Here is a 17,268-nt window from a genome sequence, read left to right as displayed (position 1 = left end):
TCTGATGCTGGCCTCCACTCCAGCCAGCATCTTGAATCACAAAACAGGCCTCGACGGAATCCCCTTCGATTCTGTCAAAGGCTGAACCGCTCTAGTGTTGGTTCGGACCCAAAGGTGCATTATTTTCCGTGGAATGGACGGAAGCACCGTGGCCGTGTTCTACACGGGAGCGCCACCACGACAGAGACAATCTGTCGAGCAATACAAAATAATGAAGATAGCCTGAGGGCCTGTTCCAAAAGTCGTCATGAGCGGCTGCAAATGGCAACTTTCCGCGTTCCGGTGCTCAGGCCGATGCTGTGGGCGCGTAATCAGCGCCGTCAACCGAAGACGGACGGCCTTCGAGATTGAGCTGGCTGACGCGCTGCGGGGTTTCGGCGATGATCTTGCCGCGCTTGACGACGGCCAGACGATTGGCCTTCAGGCGCAGCGCTTCCAGCGGATCGCGCGCCTGCAACACGACGAAATCGGCATTGCAGCCCTTGGCCAGACCATAGCCTTCCAGCCCCAGCGCCTTGGCCGAGTTGACGGTCAGCGCGTCGAAGACTTGGCGTTTGCCTTCGATGGAGGTCATCTGCGCGACGTGGATCGCCATATGGCCCACTTCCAGCATGTCGCCGGAACCCATTGAATACCATGGATCCATCACGCAATCATGGCCGAAGGCGACATTGATGCCCGCCGCCATCAGTTCCGGCACGCGGGTCATGCCGCGACGCTTCGGATAGCTGTCGGCGCGGCCCTGAAGCGTGATGTTGATGAGCGGGTTGGGAATAGCGTTCATCTTCGCTTCCGCAATCAGCGGAATGAGTTTGGAAACGTAATAATTGTCCATGGAATGCATGGAGGTGAGATGCGAGCCGGAGACGCGGCCCTGAAGACCAAAGCGGATGGTTTGCGCCGCCAGCGTTTCCACATGGCGCGACATCGGATCGTCGGTTTCGTCACAATGAATATCGACCGGCAGGCCGCGTTCGGCGGCGATGCGGCAGAGCGCTTCCAGCGAGGCAGCGCCGTCAGTCATGGTGCGTTCGAAATGCGGAATGCCGCCGACGATATCGAGGCCCATGTCGAGCGAACGGTTGACGAGATCGACGGCGCCGGCCGAGCGATAATAGCCGTCCTGCGGAAAGGCGACGAGTTGCAGGTCGATATAAGGCTTTACGCGTTCGCGCACTTCGATCATCGCTTCGGCGGTAAGCAAGCGCGGGTCGCTGACATCGACATGGCTGCGAATGGCGAGCAGGCCTTGGCTGACGGCCAGATCGCAATAGCGCAGCGCCCGCTCGACCATGGCTTCGACCGTGAGCATCGGCTTTAACTCGCCCCAAAGCGCGATGCCTTCCAGAAGCGTGCCGGAACGGTTGAGGCGCGGCAGGCCGAGCGACAGGGTCGCATCCATATGAAAATGCGGATCGACGAAAGGTGGCGTGACGAGGCGGTTGGACGCGTTGATTTCCTGCGCTGCCTGATGTTCGCCCTTCGATGGGATAATGTCGGCAATCTTGCCGTCCTTGACCAGAATGTCCTGTTTTTCGCGACCGTCGGGAAGATTGGCGTTTCTCACGATCAAATCGAACATTGGCGGACCTTTCTTCTGGCAGGCAAACCCAACAATAAGGGATTATTTCAGAATGACTTATACCCAACACTGGCTGCACGCAATGCCGGGAAAGACCTCAAGGGGTCGTCATCCGCAACGGAAAATGCTAGTCCGCCAGAACATTGTTTTCAGGATTGCCATGTTCACCATCAGTCGCATCGAAACCTACAGCCAGGAAATCAAGAAAAGCCGGTTTCTGGCTATCGCTGCGCCGGTCACAAGCGAACAGGCGGCAAAGGATTTTCTACAGCGCCATTCCGATCCGACGGCGACCCATAATTGCTGGGCCTGGCGCATGGGGCAGAATTATCGTTTCAACGATGCCGGTGAACCTGCCGGAACGGCGGGCAAACCGATGCTGGCCGCCATTGACGGCCAGAAAGTCGATAATGTCGTGGTGCTGGTGACGCGGTGGTTCGGCGGCATTCTCCTGGGCGCCGGTGGCTTGATGCGCGCCTATGGCGGCACGGCTGCCACTTGCCTGCGACTGGCGGAAAAGACCGAAATCATTCCGATGATCGGCTTTGCGCTGGCCTGCGATTTTTCCGATCATGCTCTTCTGAAAGCGCGTCTCAACGCGGTTGAAAACCTCGCCATCGCGCAAGAAAACTTCACCGGAACCGGCGTCGAGATAGCGGGCGTCATGCCCATTGCCGTGCAGGAGGATGTCGCGCGGCTCGTGACCGATCTCACACGCGGCAAGTCGGTCATCGCGTTCGATGAATAGAGCCGCTCCGCGGCCTACAAGCCTGTGACGGTCCGCTGCTGGCGCTTGTCTTCATACATGAGCAGATCGGCGCGCTTGGCGACGGTTTCGAGCTTTTCGCCCGGCAGGCTGGTGGCCGTGCCGATGGAAAGGTTGAGCTTCAACTGCGAATAATACTGGTTGTTGATATCGACCAGCCTGCGGATCTCCTCCACGGTCGCTTCCGCGCCCCGTTCGTCGACATAGGGCAGGACCACGGCAAATTCGTCGCCGCCGATGCGGGCGGCATGGCCCGGCTGCTTGACCGCTTCGTTCAGCACTTCGCCGATGCGGCGCAGCAGGCCGTCGCCGGAAGCATGGCCCCAATGGTCGTTTGCCGCCTTGAGGCCGTTCAGGTCGATGATGATGACCGAAACCGGCGTATGGCCCTTGCGCTCCAGACGATTGAGTTCGTCCACGTAGAAAGCGCGGTTGTGAAGCTTGGTCAGCACATCGTGCTTGCCCAGATATTCCAGATAGGCTTCGGCCTTCTTGCGCGCGGTGATGTCGGTCAGCGCCACCTGTACCAGCGCCCAGTCCTGTTCATGTCCCGGCAGGACCGACAATTGCAGCAGAACGTGGCGCTCGGTGCCGTCCAGCGCATAATTGACTACTTCGCGGCGCTGGAACAGAACGCCGTTCCACAGGTCGATCAACTGCTCGCGGAACGACGCCTCCATCTCGTCCTTGAAGATTTTCGGCAGGTTTTGCAGCAGTGTCTTCTTGTCGGGCGCGAGGAAGAGCGAAAGCGTTTCGTTGTTGATTTCCAACACCCGGATTTCACTCATGCACTGGCGGACGAATTCCGGGTGGACGTCGGTGAACACACGGAAATCCACGATGCCGCGATTGCGCACGTCGTCCATGAGCTGCCTGATGCGGCTGAAATCCTCGACCCAGAGCGAAACCGGCGAGTGTTCGAAAAGGCCCTGTGCGTGGCGCTTGTGGCGGTCCTGCTCGCGGCGGGCATTTTCGCGCGCGGTCACGTCCTCGATGGAAAGCAGGACGCGCTCCCATGTGTCTTCATAGCCGGGGAGCACCACGCCCTTTAGCTGGATATCGAGCCGCTTTCCGGCCAGCGAATAATTCACCGTGTCGCTGACGAAGGCGTTGTCGCCATTCCACAACTGCACCATCTCGTCGATATGCGGCTCCAGCATGTCGTCGCGGAACACGCGTTCGAGATTGGTCACGAGATGGTCGAGACTGTCCGCCTCGAAAAGCGAGAGCGTCTTGCGGTTGACCTTCAAAACCCGGATATGGCTGGTGCAGATGCGCAGGCGGGAGGTGTCTTCCTGGAGAAACGCCTTGAGATCGGTAATGCCCAGCGCGCGCCATTCCTCGAACTGCCGACGCAGGCCGCTATAGTCTTCCAGCCAGAGGGAGATGGGCGCAAGGTCGAAAATATTGGCGCTGTCGCTCAGGGCAGACTCGATATTCATGGATTTCCCGTTCCAACTTTTTGCCGAACCATGTGTCCAGGTCGAAAGCCGTCTCACATTGTCCGGGATGCGTTGTTCGTCCCATCGGGAAAAGCCGCGATGGTTTGTTGGGAGCGCCTTATATTATGGTTATCTTGGATAAACCAGAGGTTTATGGATTAATAACTTCGCTTTATATGCAAATACGGAAACGGGCGGCCCATTGGACCGCCCGTCATTACCGGCCACAACCGGCTATTCAGTTACTGACTGGCAGGCGATGGCGGACGAGCGTCGTCCAGTAGGAGCAGCCCCAGGCGATCACATCGTCGTTAAAGTCGTATTTCGGGTGGTGGAGATTGGCGCTTGGACCATTGCCGATATTGATCATCGCCCCCGGCACTTCGTTCAGCATGAAGGCGAAATCCTCACCGCCAAGCGTTGCGGGCATGTCGCGCGTGACGCGCTCCGCGCCTGCGACGGCCTCGGCGGCAATCGCGGCCAACTCGCTCTCCCGCTCGTGATTGACCGTCACGGGGTAGCTGCGCTGATAATCGAGCGTGGCCTTTGCGCCGAAGGCATCGGCAATGCCCTGCACGGCGCGGCCCAGCCGTTCCTCGATGTGGTCGCGCACTTCCTCGCGCAGCGTGCGCACCGTGCCGGTCAGGCGGATTTTCTGCGGAATGACGTTGAACGCATCGCCGCCCTGAATGGTCGTGATCGAGATCACGGCGGAATCGAGCGGGTCGATGGTGCGGGCAGTCAGCGTCTGGATCGCCTGAATGAGCGCCGCCGTCACCGGAATGGGATCGACGGTATGGTGCGGCGAGGCGGCATGTCCGCCGATACCCTCGACGGTAATGTCCAGCACATCGACCGATCCCATGATGGGGCCGGAATTGATGGTGAAGTGCCCGACGGCGAGGTTCGGGCGGTTGTGCATTCCATAGACTTCATCGACCGGCCAGCGCTTGAACAGCCCATCGTCGATCATGGCTTTTGCGCCCGCGCCGCCCTCTTCGGCGGGCTGGAAGATCACGATGACCGTGCCGTCGAAGGCGCGGCTTTGCGCCAGTTCGCGGGCAGCGCCCAGAAGCATGGTGGTGTGGCCATCATGACCGCAGGCGTGCATCTTGCCCGGAACTTTCGACGACCATTCGGCGCCGGTTTCCTCAAGGATCGGCAGGGCGTCCATGTCGGCGCGCAGGGCAATCGAGCGGCCTGAACGGTTGGTCTGGCCGCGAATGACGCCGACGACGCCGGTGCGCCCGATGCCCGTCACCACCTCGTCGACACCGGCGGCGCGCAGCGCTTCGGCAACCTTTTCCGCCGTCCGGTTCACATCGTAGAGCAGTTCGGGGTTCTGGTGCAGGTCGCGGCGGAAGGCGACCAGTTCCTCGATCTGGTTCGAAGTCCAGTTTTCAACCGGCATGTCAGGCTTCCTCGTCTTTCTTGTCGTTCGGTTCGAGGCGGTAGCGGAAATCGCAGTGGCTTGCGCCCTTCATGATGGTCTGCGTGCGCTCCAGCTTCATATCGGGGTTGTAGCCGATGCAGAAATCGCCGTCGCGATTGCACGACAGCAGGTGGCCGATATGGCCAAGACCCATCTCGCGGTACATTTCCGAGTAACGGCAGCGCGTCACGTTGAAATCGAAATGATCCTCGCCCTGCGAGATCACATCGATCTCCAGCGCGTTTTCCTTGGTCCAGAGCGGCTGGATGTCGGCGAAATCCTGTATCGTCGGCGTCCGGCCCAGCTCCCCGGCAAAACTCTTGCCCTGCTCGATGGCCGAGCGGCTGACGGCTTCGCCGATCACGGCCTGCGCTTCCTCCTCGCCGGAGCGTTCGCGCAACACGTCATAGACATTTTTCAGAACCAGCGCCTCGATGCGGCGGCGTTCCAGAATTGGCAATTGATTCATGGACCTGACCTTTCACATGAATTAAGCATTTCCAGCAAAAGTGTTAAACGGTTTTGCGTAGGATAATGCGTGAAAACAAATAGATAGAGCGGTTTTTTATTTTAACTGCAACCAGCCCGGATTAAAGATTGGGTTCCGAGAGATCCTTGCGCCGAAGCCAGGCGAGATAGAAAGGGGCAATCTTCCGCGCGACTTTATGAAAAGGCAGTGGCGCGGGTTGCGAGACCGGCAGGGCAAGTTCCTGCACCGGCTCGCCGCCGAGGGCGCGAGCGAACTCCCGCCCCAAAGACGTGCCGAGCGCAACGCCGCGCCCGTTGCAGCCGATCCACGCCCAGCCATTGGGGCCAAGCTGGTGCACGCGCGGGAAGCGATCCCATGTCATGCCGATATAGCCGCTCCACACATGGGTGATTTCCGGTTGCCCAAGGGCCGGGAAAGCTTCGGCCATGTTGCGCGCCGTCTTGCGTTTGACGCGTTCGGCCAGGTTGAAATCGCCCATCACCACGCCGCCGGTGATCAGCCGGTTGCGGGCATCGTAGCGGAAGAAACGCAGGTCGCCGCGTGTGTCGGAGACCGCCTGCCGTCCCGGCAGAATGGTTGCGCGCAGATTGTCGCTGACGGGCGCGGTCGCCATCTGCCACGAGAGCACCGGCACGATGGTGCGGGCAAGGCGCGGCGCAAGCCCTTCGCGCAATTCGCCGGTATAGGCATTGGTTGCGAGCAGAAAACCCTTGGCGCGCACCGTGGCGTTGTCGGTGCGCACTTCCCAGTGATCGCCATTGTGAGCGTAGGATGTGACCGGGCTTTGCTCGTGAATGATCGCGCCATGGCGCTCGGCGGCGGCGGCAAGCCCGCGGGCAAGCGCCAGCGGATTGATATGACCGCCGGTCGGGTTGAACATGCCGCCATACCAGAAGTCGCTGCCGAGGAGCTTCGACGTTGCCGTGCGGTCGAGAAATTCCGCCGGAAAGCCGAAGCGTTTCCACGCTTCGACGCGCGACTGCGAAAGTTTCACCCGTCCCGGCGAATGGGCGGGCTGGAACCAGCCGGTCTGTTCGGCCTCGGCGGCGATATTTTCCTCGCGCACGATGGAAAACAATATGTCGGCGCTGTTGCCGATAAGCCGGGCGAAGCGCTCGCCTGCCGCGCCGTAGCGTCTGGCGATGGCGTCCGGCTCGGCGGCGGTCATGGTCGGGATGACCTGACCGTTATTGCGCCCGGAGGCGCCCCAGCCGACGGCATTGCCTTCCAGCAGGATGACGCGCTTGCCGCGCTTTGCCAGATGAAGGGCGGCGGAAAGGCCGGTAAAGCCACCGCCGACGATGGCGACATCGGCTTCCGCGTCCCCGGTGAGGGGCGGGGCCGGTACGCGTTCGGGCGCGGTCGCGGCCCAGATGGATGGCGGAAAGGTTACGTTCTGCATGGATCACGCGGTTTCGAAATGAGGTGGGGTCCAGTCCTTGCCGGGGATGGAGGCCAGCAGGCGCTGCGTATAGTCGTGGCGCGGATTGGCGAAGACGTCGGCAGTCGCGCCCGCTTCGGCGATTTCGCCCTTCGACATGACGATGATGCGGTCGCAAAGCTGGGCCGCGACGCGCAGGTCGTGGGTGACGAAAAGCAGCGACAGGTTCAGCCTTTCGCGCAGGTCGGCCAGTAGCCGCAGAACCTGCGCCTGCACCGAAACGTCGAGCGCCGAGACCGGCTCGTCGGCGACGATGATGCGCGGCTCCAGCGCAAGCGCGCGGGCGATGCCGATGCGCTGGCGCTGCCCGCCGGAAAATTCGTGCGGGAAACGGTCGGCGGCGGCAGGCGAAAGTTCGACAAGCTCCAGCAATTCGCGTGCCTTCGCATGGGCCTCATCCTTTGGCACGCCATGCACGATCGGGCCTTGCGCGATCAGGTCCACGACGCGGCGGCGCGGATTGAGCGAGGCCATCGGGTCCTGGAAGACCATCTGTATGTCCTTGCGCATGGCGCGCACTTCACGCGGGCTGGCGCTGAGAAAATCCCGGCCATCGACATCCACCTTGCCGCTGTCGGCTTCCAGCAGACGGGTCACGATGCGCGACACGGTGGTCTTGCCCGATCCGCTCTCGCCGACGACGCCAAGCGTTTCGCCCCGACGCAGTTCGAAGGAAAGGTCCTTCACGGCAGGCACGGCGCTGCGCCTGCCGCTCAAAAGACCGCCGCGCGCCCTGAAGGTCTTGTTCAGCGCTTCCGCCTTGAGAATGACCGGCTGCGCGTCAGCCGACGGTTTCGATGCGGGCGGGGCCAGCGCCGGAACCGATGCAATCAGCGCTTTCGTATAGGCGTGCTGCGGACGGTTCAGCACGTCGCTGGCCGGGCCTTCCTCGACCAGTTGACCGAGCCGCAAGACGGCCACGCGGTCGGCGATTTCCGCCACCACGCCGAAATCGTGCGTGATGAACAGGATGCCCGTATCGTGCTCGCGTTGCAGGTCGCGGATCAGCTTCAGGATTTGCGCCTGCGTGGTGACGTCGAGCGCGGTGGTCGGCTCGTCGGCGATGACGAGGCGCGGTTTCAGGATCAGCGCCATGGCGATCATGACGCGCTGGCGCTGCCCGCCGGAAATCTGGTGCGGATAGGCATTATAGGCCGATTCCGGGTCCGGGATTTTCACCTCGGCCAGCATGTCCAGCACGGTGGCGCGGCGCTCCCTTCGGCCAAGTTTCGTGTGCAGGCGCAGCACCTCGTCGATCTGCCAGCCGACCGTCTTTTGCGGGTTGAGCGCGGTCATCGGCTCCTGAAAGATCATGCCGATGCGGTCGCCGCGCAGCTTCTTCATGTCGTCTTCACCGAGCGCATAAAGATCGGCGCCTTCCAGCCTGACCGTGCCCTTGGTCACACGCACATGCGGTTCGGGCAGAAGGCGCATGATCGCGCCCGCCGAAAGCGATTTGCCGGAACCGCTTTCGCCGACGAGGCAGACGATCTCGCCCGGATTGATGGTCAGCGACAGGTCCTGCAAGGCATAAGGACGGTCCGCGCCTTCGGGCAGGGCGATTTGCAGGTTCTGGATTTCGAGAATGGGAGCGGCGGTCATCAGGGTCAGGACCTATTTCTTCTGCCTTGGATTAAGCGCATCGTTCAGTCCCTCACCGAGCAGGCTGAAGGAAAGCACGGTCAGCAGGATGGCGATGCCGGGAATGACCGAGCAGAACCAGTCGGTGCGCAGCACGGCGCGGCCCTGGCCGATCATGTTGCCCCAGCTTGCATAATTGGGGTCGCCAAGGCCGAGAAAGGCGAGCGCGCTTTCCATCAGGATCGCGGTCGCCATCACCACGGAGGCGAAGACGATCACCGGCGGCAGGGCGTTCGGCAGGATTTCACGGAAGATGATCGAGAGATTGCCGACGCCCAGATTGCGCGCCGCATCGACGAATTCGCGCTTGCGCAACGCCAGAAATTCGGCGCGCACCATGCGGGCGGGCGCGGTCCATGACACGATGCCGATGCAGACGATGATGTTTTCGATCGACGAGCCGAAGATCGCCACCAGCGTCAGCAGGAGCACGAAGCTCGGCACGGTCTGGAAGGCTTCGGTGACGCGCATCAAAATATCATCCACCCAGCCGCCATAATAGCCGGCAAGCGCGCCGATGATGATGCCGATGAAGATCGAGATCAGCGTGGCGACCACGCCGATCATCAGGGAAATACGCGCGCCATGGAAAATACCGGCGAGAATGTCGCGGCCAAGCTGGTCGGTGCCGAGCGGCGTTGCCGCATTGATGAAAGGCCAGACCAGCGGGTCGCCGGCGCGGCGTAAGGGGTCGCCGGGGGTGATGACGTCCGCGAGAAGCGCGACCAGCACCACGGCGGCGAACAGGACGAGACCCAGCACCGCGGCGCGGTTGCGGCTGAAGCGCTGCCACAGGATTTTCGTGCGCGAGGCCTGCGGGCGGGAAAGGGAGAAATCCTGGGAAGTCATGACAGTTCGATCCTGGAATCAAGCCGGGCATAGATGAGATCGGTGATCAGGTTGACGATCACCACCAGCACCGAACACAGGAAAATGATGCCCATCAGCGTGTTGAGGTCGCGCTTGATGACGGATGTATAGGCAAGCTGGCCGAGGCCGGGCAGGGAGAAGATCGTCTCGATGACGACGGAACCGCCGAGCACGGTGGAGAATTGCAGGCCGAGCAGCGTGACGACGGGCAGGAAGGCGTTGCGCATGATGTGGTGGAACATCAGCCGCGCGCCGCTTGCGCCCTTGGCGCGCGCCGTGCGCACATAATCGAGGTCTTCGACTTCCAGCACGCTGGTGCGCATCAGGCGCATGTAGAAGGCGAGATAGATCAGCGACAGCGCCGCCGTCGGCATGACCAGATGGACGGCGATATCCCAGACATATTTCCAGCCGGTATAGAAGCCGCCGAGCGTCTTGTAGCCGCCCACCGGCAGCCAGCCGAGCTTGACCGAGAAGACGAACATCAGGATGAGGCTGAGGAAGAAGCTTGGCATGGCGTAGAAGACGAGGCCAAGCGTGGAAATGGCATTGTCGGTCAGCGAATAGGCGCGGCGCGCCGCGAAGGCGCCAAGCGCGATGCCGACGATGAATGCCGCCGACAGCGAGGACACCATCAGCAGGAGCGTCGGCACGAGACGCGCTTTCAGCACGTCCAGAACCGGCTGTTCGTAAACATAGGACCAGCCGAAATCGAACCGGGCGAGCTTGGTCATATAGATCCAAAGCTGCACCCAGACCGGCTGGTCGAGGCCGTATTCCGCGCGCAGGTTGGCGACGAATTTCGGGTCGGCGCCGCCCATGTCTCCGACAAGCGCATCGACCGTATCGCCGGGCGCGAGCTTGATGAGCAGGAACGAGCCGATCATGATCAGCAGAATGACGGGGATCGCCTGCAGGATGCGCCGCAGCGCAAAGGTCAGGAGCGGGGGCAGGGGCATTAGGGATTATCCTGCGAGATATTCATCAGCAATTTCAGGTATTTCGGATAGATGGGAGCCGCTGCCGCATGAGCGGCAGCGGCCGCTTTTCGCTTATTGGTCGATCCAGAGATCGTACCAGCTGGAGGAATCCCAGCGCGGCGTGTTGTGGTGGTTCTTCAGCGCCTTGTTGGTCACGCCGACGAACGGATGTTCGATGGCGAAGATGACCGGCAGGTCCTTCATCTCAAGCTGCTGGATCTGGTGATAGAGATCGGCGCGTTTGGCTGGATCAAGCTCGGAAGCGGCCTTGTCAATCAGGCTGTCCATCTCGTCCGACTTGTAGCCGAACTGGTTGGACCAGGCGGTGCCGACCGGAGCGCCGGAACGCAGCCACACCGTGGTGGAAACCGCCGGATCGGAGCGGAACTGGTGCCAGCCATTGGCCGTATCGAAATCGTGGTCGCGATAGACGCCGTTGAGGAAGCCCGGCGCGTCGTTGGTAAGGATTTCGACGTCGATGCCGACTTCCTTCATGGCCTGCGCGAAATATTCGGCCCAGAGCTGGGTATATTCGCCCCATGGCGCCGGACGATGGCGCAGCTTGAAGCGGATGCCGTCTTCCTTGGCCGGATAACCGGCTTCGTCGAGCAGTTTCTTCGCCTTTTCAACATCATACGGGTAGGTCTGGACCTGATCCGTATAGTTGGCGCCGCCGGTGCTCGGGATCGGGCCACGGCCCGGCTTGGCATAGCCGCGCATGATCGTCTTGATCGCGAAGTCGATGTCGAGCGCATGGTAGATCGCCTGACGGACCTTCAGATTGGCGAGGATCGGATTGCGCAGGTTGAACTCGACGGTCGAGTGAGCGACGTTGTTTTCGAAGCCCTTGGTGCCGGTGTCGAAGCGTCCGTCCTTCTGGAGGCGCTCGGTGTCCGACATGGAAATGCCGTTGAAGGCGGTTTCCATCATTTCGCCCGCTTCGAGTGCGGCGGCGGCCGCCGCCTTGTCCGGCATGAAGCGCCAGATCACGCGGTCGAGATAAGGATATTCCTTGCCGCGCCAGTAATCGTCGTTGCGCTCGGCAATGATATGCTGCCCGCGCTCATATTCCACGAACTTGAACGGCCCCGTACCGACCGGCGCGGAATTGTACTTGTTCTTGAGGACATCGGTGCCTTCATAAAGATGCTTCGGCACCGGGTGGCCGAGATCGGGCATGGCCGCGACCAGAAGGTCGAGCGGCATCGGCTTGGAATAGCGGAAGACGGCGGTTTGCGGATCGGGACAGTCCACGGCTTCCAGATTTGCCTGAAGCGTCGTCGAATAGTTGAGCTGCGTCTTCCAGAGGTTCATCGCGCTGAACGAAACATCGTCGCAGCTGAAGGGCTGTCCGTCGTGCCAGCGCACATTCTCGCGCAGCTTGAAGGTGATCGTCTTGCCGTCCTGCGATGACGACCAGCTCGTCGCCAGAACCGGCACATATCCCTCATAGGTGCGGTCGATCAGCGGTTCCATGATGCGGCCGGTGATCGCATAGACGCCGGTGGAGGCGCGCAGCGCAGGGTTTAGGATACCCTGTTCGGCGTTCATATGGACGATGACCGTGCCGCCGCGCTTTACTTCTTCGGCCTGTGAAGGTGCCGTCGCGAGCGAAATCGCCGCGAGAACCAGGCCAAGGCCAGCTATTCTGATATGCATTCTCTGTTCCCCTGAAGGACGTTGAGGGAGGGCTTTCAAGCCTCTTTTTCCCGCAGGTCCCAATATTGTTCAAGCCCCTGAAATTGCTCGAAAAGCCGCTTCAGAAGGTCTTTATTCCATACAAGCATCGATATGCTAGAATGCGTGACGATATTGTCAAGATAAACTAATATAATGCCAAAAATTGGAAAATTTTCCCTGTGGTTCCGCTTTAATAAATGTCGATTTTTTCGATAGGTTTGGCGTGAGCGGCCTTTCCTGCGACCAAGGAGGCGGCGGCATGGCGCAAACCGCGCTCCGGCTGTCGATTGGCCCGGCGAAGAAACAGAAAAGGAATTTCGCATGTCCCATCCGGTCAAAGGCGTCGACCATGTTTTTCTTCTCGTTGGCGACCTGGAGAAAAGCGCCGCGCAATATCGCCGCCTCGGTTTCACGCTGAGCCCGCGCGGGCTGCACAGCAAGGAAAAGGGCACGGGCAATTACACGATCATGTTCCCGGAAGATTATTTCGAACTTCTGGGCATCGTGGCCGAGACGCCGGGCAATCTGCACCAGCGTGAGAAACTCGGCGCACAGGGCGAAGGGCTGCACGCAATCGCCTGCCGCATCGACAATGCGCGCGAGGCGAAAACGGAACTGGCGGCGCTGGGGTTTGCGACCGGCGAGGTGGGCGCTTTCCAGCGGCCCGTGCAGCTTCCGGGCGGCGGCGAGGGCGTGGCGGCCTTTGAAACCGTGCCCTTTTCCAGCAGCGAGGTGCCGCAGGGCATGGTGTTCATGTGCCAGCACAAGACGCGTGAAACGGTCTGGCTGCCGGAACTGATCGAGCACGCCAACAGCGCGAAGGGACTTTCGGCCATCATTGCCATTTCCGCCGAGCCGGAGGCGACGGCACTGGGTTTTGCACGCCTTTTCGCCGAGGGCAGGGCCAGCGCGCGGAATGGCGGCTGGACGGTCTCGACCGGCCCGAACTCCGCCGATATCGTGGTTCTCGACCGGGAGAAGGCCGCCGAACTCTACCCGGATGCGGATTTTGGCGGGACGCCCGCGCAGGCCTTTGCGGTCTTGCGTATCCGTGTCGGCTCGCTGGACAGGGCGCGGGCGACGCTCGACGCCAACGGCGTTTCTTATGTGAAGACCGCGGCGGGCATTGCCGTGCTGCCGCAGGATGCAAGCGGCACGGTTCTGGAGTTTTGCGCGTAGCCGGGTGTCTTCGCACTTTGGGGAAAATGTCCTAAGCTGAGGTCTGTTGAGGAGAAACTGACCATGACACGTCTGACAGCAAAAGATTTCCCGCAAGAACTTCTCGAACTTTACGATTTTTATGCGCATGGCCGGATAACCAAGCGCGAATTTCTGGATCGGGCCGCAAAATTCGCGGTGGGCACGGTGACGGCGACGGCGATACTGGCATCGCTCAGCCCCGATTATGCGATGGCGCAACAGGTCGAATTCACCGATCCCGACATCCTGCCCGAATATATCACCTACCCGTCGCCGGAAGGAAACGGCGAGGTCCGCGCCTATCTCGTGCGTCCGGCCAAGATGCAGGGCAAGCTGCCGGCGGTGGTCGTCGTGCACGAAAATCGCGGCCTCAATCCCTATATCGAAGATGTTGCCCGCCGCGTTGCGAAAGCGGGTTTCATCGCGCTTGCGCCCGACGGGCTGACCTCGGTCGGCGGCTATCCGGGCAATGACGAAAAGGGCCGCGAATTGCAGCAGCAGGTCGACCCGACCAAGCTGATGAACGATTTCTTCGCTGCCGTCGATTTCATGATGAAAAGCGACCTGACGAACGGAAAGGTGGGCATTACGGGTTTCTGCTATGGCGGGGGCGTTGCCAATGCGGTGGCGGTCGCATTCCCCGAGCTCGCGGCCGCCGTTCCCTTCTATGGCAGGCAGGCGCCAGCCGACGAGGTGTCGCGCATCAAGGCGCCGCTCCTGCTGCACTATGCGGAGCTGGACAAGAACGTCAACGCAGGCTGGCCGGCCTATGAAGAGGCCCTGAAAAAGAACGGAAAGACCTACGAGGCTTATGTCTATCCGGGCGTCAACCATGGTTTCCATAACGATTCGACGCCGCGCTACGACGAGGCGGCGGCAAAGCTCGCATGGGACCGCACGATAGAATGGTTCAGGCGCTATCTGGCCTGAATCTTCGTCCTGAACGACTTGCCCGCCTTGACGGCGAGCACCACAACGAGGCCGATCAGCACGGCGAGCACGGCCTGAAGGAACGAGGTCGCGATCCATTCGAAGACGGCGGCGAAACGGGTGCCTTCGGTTGGCAGATGCGAGACGGCGGAGTGGATGAAGGCTTCGACGCCGTGAATGCCGATCGAAGCCAGCCCGTGCACGATGATGCTGCCGCCGACCCACAGCATGGCGATCGTGCCGACGGTGCTGAGGATCTTCAGCACGATGGGCATCCCCGCGACCAGCCCCTTGCCGAGGTTCCTGCCGAACCTGTTATGGCTGTTACGCACCAGCGACAGGCCGATATCGTCGAGCTTCACGATAATCCCGACCACGCCGTAGACGGCGAAGGTGATCAATATGCCGACGCTGGCGAGGACGACGGCCTGCATATAGATACTCGATGGCGCAAGCCCGGCGAGCGTCAGGGCCATGATTTCCGCCGAAAGGATGAAGTCGGTGCGAATGGCGCCATTGACGGTGGCTTCCTCGACTTCTCCGGGTGTCGCGCCCTTGACCTCCTCATGTTCCTCTTCCTCGTGCGGGATGAAGAACTCCACCAGCTTTTCCGTGCCTTCGAAGGCGAGATAGATGCCGCCGATCATCAGGATCGGCATGATGAGGGCCGGGGCGAAATAACCCAGAAGGAGCGCTGCGGGCAGAAGAAACACCAGCTTGTTGCGCAGCGACCCCTTGGTGATTTTCCAGATCACCGGCAATTCGCGTTCGGGTTTCAGGCCGACGACATATTTGGGCGTCACGGCCGTATCGTCGATGACGATGCCTGCCGCCTTGGCGCTTGCTTTTGTCGTCTGCCCCGCAACATCGTCGAGCGAGGCTGCTGCCATTTTCGCGATCGCTGCGACATCATCGAGAAGCGCGAACAAGCCGGACGCCATGGGAACCCTTTCCATAATCGTTGATGGATGTAGCTAAACTTTGAATGGGGGGGGCGTCCAGATGGAAATTGTCTTCGGTGTTGCTGTATCTAAAATAGATACAATCTGTCCATGATTGTCAATATTTCAATATAGATGGGGCGGGTTATATTGGCGGTAACACAACAGGAGAGAACGCCATGCTTAACCAGATCAAGGGCCTCCATCACGTTACGTCGCTTGCCGCCGATGCGCGCTCGAACAACCGGTTCTTCACAGATGTGCTTGGGCTGCGCCGCGTCAAGAAGACCGTCAATTTCGACGATCCGAGTGTCTATCACCTCTATTACGGCGACGAAACCGGCGCGCCCGGCACCGTGATGACCTATTTTCCGTTCCCCGGCATACCGCGCGGACGCGAAGGCACGGGCGAGGTGGGGACCACCGTTTTTGCCGTGCCGCAGGGCTCGCTCGGCTTCTGGAAGGACCGCTTTGCGCAATCCGCCGTCAAGGTGGAATCCGAAGACGAGGCGTTTGGTGAAAAGCGTATCCATTTTCGTGGGCCGGACGGCGACGGCTTTGCATTGGTGGAAGTGAAGGACGATCCGCGTGCGCCATGGGTGCATGAAGGGATCGACCCGGACCATGCCATTCGCGGTTTCCACTCGGTATCGATGCGGCTGCGCGACGAGGGCGCGACCTCGGAACTCCTGAAATATATGGGCTATCAGACGCTCGACTCGAAGGACGGCATCACCCGTCTCGTCATGCCGGAAGGCAACGGCGCTGGCGTCATCGATCTCGAAACCCTGCCCGGCGTCGCCCGCAACCAGCAGGGGGCAGGCTCGGTGCATCACGTGGCTTTCGCCGTCGATAGCCGCGAAAAGCAGCTCGAAGTGCGCAAGGCGCTGGTCGATACAGGATATAACGTAACGCCACCCATCGACCGCGATTACTTCTGGGCGATCTATTTCCGCACGCCGGGCGGCGTGCTGTTCGAGGTGGCCACCAGCGAGCCGGGTTTCGACCGCGACGAAGATACGGCTCATCTCGGCGAGGCGCTGAAGCTGCCGACGCAGCACCAGCATCTGCGCAATTATCTTGAAGAGCATCTCGACAGGATTTGACCCGGCAGGAAGGGGAGAAAAACCATGACCAACCAGACCTATACGCACCGGCGGAAGGCCGGTGCGAAGGGCGCTCCGCTTTTCATCGTCTTTCACGGTACGGGCGGCGACGAGAACCAGTTCTTCGGACTGGCCGAACAATTATTGCCGGAAGCGACCATCGTGTCGCCGAGGGGCGATGTTTCGGAATATGGCGCGGCCCGCTTCTTCCGCCGCACCGGCGAGGGCGTCTACGACATGGACGACCTTGCCCGCGCCACCGACAAGATGGCCGGTTTCATCGCCGGGCTGGTGGCCGAGCACGAACCCTCGGAAGTGATCGGGCTCGGTTATTCCAACGGTGCCAATATCATGGCCAATCTGTTGATCGAAAAAGAGAAAATTTTCGACAAGGCGGTGCTCCTGCATCCGCTGGTGCCGTTTCTGCCGAAAGACAATCCGGCGCTTGGCGGCGCGAGGATTCTCATGACCGCCGGGCGCATGGACCCCATCTGCCCGCCGGACCTGACGGAAGCGCTCGCACGGTATTTCGAGCGCCAGAAGGCCGGGGTCGAGCTTGTCTGGCATCCGGGCGGGCATGAACTGCGGCAGACGGAACTTGCCGCCGTGCAGTCGTTTATCGGCAAGTGATTCAGGGTTGCGGCCTGCCAGTTCCATCGAACCGGCGGGCCGCGACCCTGTCTACGGCCAGATATCCGGTCTTTGCAGCTATTATTGTAATTTCTGCCGCCGCCTCTGGAAAGTCAGGCGGTTCCTTTCTATTATCG

General features: G+C 60.9%; 15 protein-coding genes. 5 read left to right on the top strand and 10 right to left on the bottom strand.

The window, feature by feature from the left end; all coding sequences use genetic code 11:
- Nucleotides 1-286 precede the first annotated feature (286 nt).
- Nucleotides 287-1,582: an amidohydrolase family protein gene (locus tag FHS76_RS13540; protein ID WP_183653457.1), complete on the bottom strand. Its 1,296-nt coding sequence runs from the start codon at nucleotides 1,580-1,582 to the stop codon at nucleotides 287-289.
- Nucleotides 1,583-1,742: 160 nt separating this feature from the next.
- Here FHS76_RS13540 and FHS76_RS13535 point away from each other — a divergent pair, with 160 nt between their 5' ends.
- Nucleotides 1,743-2,330, top strand: coding sequence for an IMPACT family protein (locus FHS76_RS13535; RefSeq protein ID WP_183653454.1), 588 nt, complete (start codon nucleotides 1,743-1,745; stop codon nucleotides 2,328-2,330).
- Nucleotides 2,331-2,344: 14 nt separating this feature from the next.
- On the opposite strand, the gene FHS76_RS13530 is transcribed toward FHS76_RS13535, so the two are convergent.
- The 8 genes from FHS76_RS13530 to FHS76_RS13495 form a co-directional block, all read right to left on the bottom strand.
- Nucleotides 2,345-3,790: a sensor domain-containing diguanylate cyclase gene (locus FHS76_RS13530; RefSeq protein WP_183653451.1), complete on the bottom strand. Its 1,446-nt coding sequence runs from the start codon at nucleotides 3,788-3,790 to the stop codon at nucleotides 2,345-2,347.
- Between the two features lie 238 nt (nucleotides 3,791-4,028).
- Complete coding sequence (locus tag FHS76_RS13525) at nucleotides 4,029-5,201, bottom strand: M20 aminoacylase family protein (protein WP_183653448.1); 1,173 nt, start codon at nucleotides 5,199-5,201, stop codon at nucleotides 4,029-4,031.
- A 1-nt stretch (nucleotide 5,202) separates the two neighbouring features.
- The gene (locus FHS76_RS13520) at nucleotides 5,203-5,691 is read right to left on the bottom strand and encodes an L-2-amino-thiazoline-4-carboxylic acid hydrolase (RefSeq protein ID WP_183653445.1); all 489 of its coding nucleotides are present in this window, start codon (nucleotides 5,689-5,691) and stop codon (nucleotides 5,203-5,205) included.
- 121 nt (nucleotides 5,692-5,812) lie between these two features.
- Complete coding sequence (locus FHS76_RS13515; protein WP_183653442.1) at nucleotides 5,813-7,114, bottom strand: NAD(P)/FAD-dependent oxidoreductase; 1,302 nt, start codon at nucleotides 7,112-7,114, stop codon at nucleotides 5,813-5,815.
- 3 nt (nucleotides 7,115-7,117) lie between these two features.
- On the bottom strand, nucleotides 7,118-8,755 hold the full coding sequence (locus FHS76_RS13510; RefSeq protein ID WP_183653439.1) for an ABC transporter ATP-binding protein: 1,638 nt from the start codon (nucleotides 8,753-8,755) through the stop codon (nucleotides 7,118-7,120).
- A gap of 12 nt (nucleotides 8,756-8,767) precedes the next feature.
- Nucleotides 8,768-9,643 carry an ABC transporter permease gene (locus FHS76_RS13505; RefSeq protein WP_183653436.1) on the bottom strand — a complete coding sequence of 292 codons (876 nt, stop codon included), beginning with the start codon at nucleotides 9,641-9,643 and terminating at the stop codon, nucleotides 8,768-8,770.
- Entirely contained in the window at nucleotides 9,640-10,623 is a 984-nt protein-coding gene (locus FHS76_RS13500) for an ABC transporter permease (protein WP_183653434.1), read from the bottom strand. The genes FHS76_RS13505 and FHS76_RS13500 overlap by 4 nt, the downstream gene beginning before the upstream one ends.
- 93 nt (nucleotides 10,624-10,716) lie before the next feature.
- Nucleotides 10,717-12,303 carry an ABC transporter substrate-binding protein gene (locus FHS76_RS13495; protein ID WP_183653431.1) on the bottom strand — a complete coding sequence of 529 codons (1,587 nt, stop codon included), beginning with the start codon at nucleotides 12,301-12,303 and terminating at the stop codon, nucleotides 10,717-10,719.
- Nucleotides 12,304-12,645: 342 nt separating this feature from the next.
- Here FHS76_RS13495 and FHS76_RS13490 point away from each other — a divergent pair, with 342 nt between their 5' ends.
- On the top strand, nucleotides 12,646-13,503 hold the full coding sequence (locus tag FHS76_RS13490; RefSeq protein WP_183653428.1) for a VOC family protein: 858 nt from the start codon (nucleotides 12,646-12,648) through the stop codon (nucleotides 13,501-13,503).
- A 63-nt stretch (nucleotides 13,504-13,566) separates the two neighbouring features.
- The gene (gene yghX / locus FHS76_RS13485) at nucleotides 13,567-14,454 is read left to right on the top strand and encodes a YghX family hydrolase (RefSeq protein ID WP_183653425.1); all 888 of its coding nucleotides are present in this window, start codon (nucleotides 13,567-13,569) and stop codon (nucleotides 14,452-14,454) included.
- Here the strand turns inward: yghX and FHS76_RS13480 are convergent.
- Nucleotides 14,442-15,395 carry a DUF808 domain-containing protein gene (locus FHS76_RS13480; protein WP_183653422.1) on the bottom strand — a complete coding sequence of 318 codons (954 nt, stop codon included), beginning with the start codon at nucleotides 15,393-15,395 and terminating at the stop codon, nucleotides 14,442-14,444. The genes yghX and FHS76_RS13480 overlap by 13 nt on opposite strands.
- Before the next feature lie 179 nt (nucleotides 15,396-15,574).
- On the opposite strand from FHS76_RS13480, the gene FHS76_RS13475 reads away from it, so the two are divergent.
- Nucleotides 15,575-16,501, top strand: coding sequence for a VOC family protein (locus tag FHS76_RS13475; RefSeq protein WP_183653419.1), 927 nt, complete (start codon nucleotides 15,575-15,577; stop codon nucleotides 16,499-16,501).
- Between the two features lie 24 nt (nucleotides 16,502-16,525).
- Nucleotides 16,526-17,131, top strand: coding sequence for an alpha/beta hydrolase (locus FHS76_RS13470; protein WP_183653416.1), 606 nt, complete (start codon nucleotides 16,526-16,528; stop codon nucleotides 17,129-17,131).
- Nucleotides 17,132-17,268: the final 137 nt, after the last annotated feature.

Origin of the sequence: Brucella daejeonensis, assembly GCF_014199265.1 — a bacterium.
GTDB classification, from domain to species: Bacteria; Pseudomonadota; Alphaproteobacteria; order Rhizobiales; family Rhizobiaceae; genus Brucella; species Brucella daejeonensis.
Note: the sequence above shows the minus strand (reverse complement) of the source record. Positions and strands in the feature narration are given on the sequence as shown.

What these genes read in the sequence shown, in the direction of transcription:
- FHS76_RS13540 (WP_183653457.1), bottom strand. Translation starts at nt 1,582, where the DNA reads ATGTTCGATTTGATCGTGAGAAACGCCAATCTTCCCGACGGTCGCGAA.
- FHS76_RS13535 (WP_183653454.1), top strand. Translation starts at nt 1,743, where the DNA reads ATGTTCACCATCAGTCGCATCGAAACCTACAGCCAGGAAATCAAGAAA.
- FHS76_RS13530 (WP_183653451.1), bottom strand. Translation starts at nt 3,790, where the DNA reads ATGAATATCGAGTCTGCCCTGAGCGACAGCGCCAATATTTTCGACCTT.
- FHS76_RS13525 (WP_183653448.1), bottom strand. Translation starts at nt 5,201, where the DNA reads ATGCCGGTTGAAAACTGGACTTCGAACCAGATCGAGGAACTGGTCGCC.
- FHS76_RS13520 (WP_183653445.1), bottom strand. Translation starts at nt 5,691, where the DNA reads ATGAATCAATTGCCAATTCTGGAACGCCGCCGCATCGAGGCGCTGGTT.
- FHS76_RS13515 (WP_183653442.1), bottom strand. Translation starts at nt 7,114, where the DNA reads ATGCAGAACGTAACCTTTCCGCCATCCATCTGGGCCGCGACCGCGCCC.
- FHS76_RS13510 (WP_183653439.1), bottom strand. Translation starts at nt 8,755, where the DNA reads ATGACCGCCGCTCCCATTCTCGAAATCCAGAACCTGCAAATCGCCCTG.
- FHS76_RS13505 (WP_183653436.1), bottom strand. Translation starts at nt 9,643, where the DNA reads ATGACTTCCCAGGATTTCTCCCTTTCCCGCCCGCAGGCCTCGCGCACG.
- FHS76_RS13500 (WP_183653434.1), bottom strand. Translation starts at nt 10,623, where the DNA reads ATGCCCCTGCCCCCGCTCCTGACCTTTGCGCTGCGGCGCATCCTGCAG.
- FHS76_RS13495 (WP_183653431.1), bottom strand. Translation starts at nt 12,303, where the DNA reads ATGCATATCAGAATAGCTGGCCTTGGCCTGGTTCTCGCGGCGATTTCG.
- FHS76_RS13490 (WP_183653428.1), top strand. Translation starts at nt 12,646, where the DNA reads ATGTCCCATCCGGTCAAAGGCGTCGACCATGTTTTTCTTCTCGTTGGC.
- yghX (WP_183653425.1), top strand. Translation starts at nt 13,567, where the DNA reads ATGACACGTCTGACAGCAAAAGATTTCCCGCAAGAACTTCTCGAACTT.
- FHS76_RS13480 (WP_183653422.1), bottom strand. Translation starts at nt 15,395, where the DNA reads ATGGCGTCCGGCTTGTTCGCGCTTCTCGATGATGTCGCAGCGATCGCG.
- FHS76_RS13475 (WP_183653419.1), top strand. Translation starts at nt 15,575, where the DNA reads ATGCTTAACCAGATCAAGGGCCTCCATCACGTTACGTCGCTTGCCGCC.
- FHS76_RS13470 (WP_183653416.1), top strand. Translation starts at nt 16,526, where the DNA reads ATGACCAACCAGACCTATACGCACCGGCGGAAGGCCGGTGCGAAGGGC.